The sequence below is a fragment of the Endozoicomonas sp. SESOKO3 genome, assembly GCF_024606255.1.
In genome coordinates this window covers 1-1,452 of the sequence record NZ_JAHHPR010000378.1, presented here as the reverse complement: position 1 = coordinate 1,452, position 1,452 = coordinate 1, and the positions used below count along the sequence as shown (strand labels likewise).

Annotated in this window: 1 protein-coding gene; it reads right to left on the bottom strand. The window is 51.2% G+C overall.

Annotated elements, in window-relative coordinates:
* The coding region (locus KDK18_RS06630; RefSeq protein WP_257254085.1) for a hypothetical protein at positions 1 to 1,452 on the bottom strand (1,452 nt) is incomplete at both ends.

The following is a 1,452-nucleotide window of genomic DNA, read 5'->3' as shown; positions in this document are numbered from 1 at the left end:
GAGTGTAAGAGTAAGGAATACTTTTTGCGTGGGAGAATGACCATTTAGGCACATTTTCCCTGAAGTAGTTCTCCCAGCCGTGCTCATACATCTTCATGGTGTGATCACGTCGTTCACGGAACTGAAGATAATTCTCGTTCCGCGTCCAGCCATACATTACCTTGTCTGCTTTAACACGGTTGGTATACTCTTGATCTGTTTCACTGAAGCCTTGAGGCGTGGCAATGGCGTTGCGTTTCACATAGTCAGACTCCCTTTCACCCATGCTTCTCCAGCGATTAAGTCCGTCAAGACTTCGGCCCAGAGGTCCACCCAGCCATTGAGTGAGCATCTTGTTGTCGTTCATGAAGAAGTCGAAACCAAGACTCGACGCCAGAGCGAATCCGAAGGTTTGAGCGAAGGTAAACCCGGATATCAGACCGTAGACGTATGCTCCGACAGTGGCTATCGGACCCAGCACGATACCGGCGGTGGCAGAGGCCAGAGTTTTCACTTTTTCTGGTGTGACTCTTTGCAGCAGCGGTACCTGAACGCCTTGTACGGAAGCCATTGATGTCAACATTTCAGGCACCAGACGGAAAATGCTGCGATACATCCGGGGGTTGGCGTGGTACTGTCGGATAAATAGCATAGAGCCGGTTTTCAGCAGAATGACTGAGGAAGCAGCCTTGCCAAATGGCATTGCCAGCCCACTCACTTCAGAGACTTTTTCAATTCCACTGTGGAAGGCATATTGGCCGGTTCGGTCAAGATCGACACCATAGCGCTCCAACCAGTGCTGAAAGGGTGTGAGCATTCTGTGTGTGTAATCGCCCCGGTTGGTCAGATCCAGAAGATAGAGGAAGGCCATGTTCGAGAGGCACAGACTGGCCGCCTGCCGGGCGGTATTGGTCACCAGAAGAGCTTTGTAGTTGGAGAAGTACCAGGTGACCGCCTGTATCAGAGAGGCTGAAGGTTTGACCCAGTATTTCATTAGCTGTTGCTCAGCTGCTGCGGCATGAGCCTGCATCAGTGCGCTATAGACAGCCTGGATCAGTTCTGTTTCAAATATTCCGGCAGCATGAGCGTAAGGTGTCAGGGTATCCTGAACATTGGCCAGAAATGCTGCCGTTTTGCGGCCGTTCTCAAAGGCAATATCGTCAAGAACGTAGTTGGCGATCACCGCTGCTGCGTATTCTTTCATGCCGGTAACAGAGTCTTTCATACCCGCCGGGCCATTAGTGCTCACGGTCACAGGAGTAAAGGCACTCTGCATGAATTCCTCAGACCCCTTGTCGGACATCATCTGGACAACCTTCTTGAACTCGGGCACGCTGACGCCGTGTTTGTAACCAAGGAAGTGCTCAAATTCATCCACTGTCTGATAACCATCGGCACCTCTGACAGCCTTCATGTACTGCTCAAGTTCAATCTTGCTGATCAGACCTTCACGCAGCAGAGCGATGATCCTGT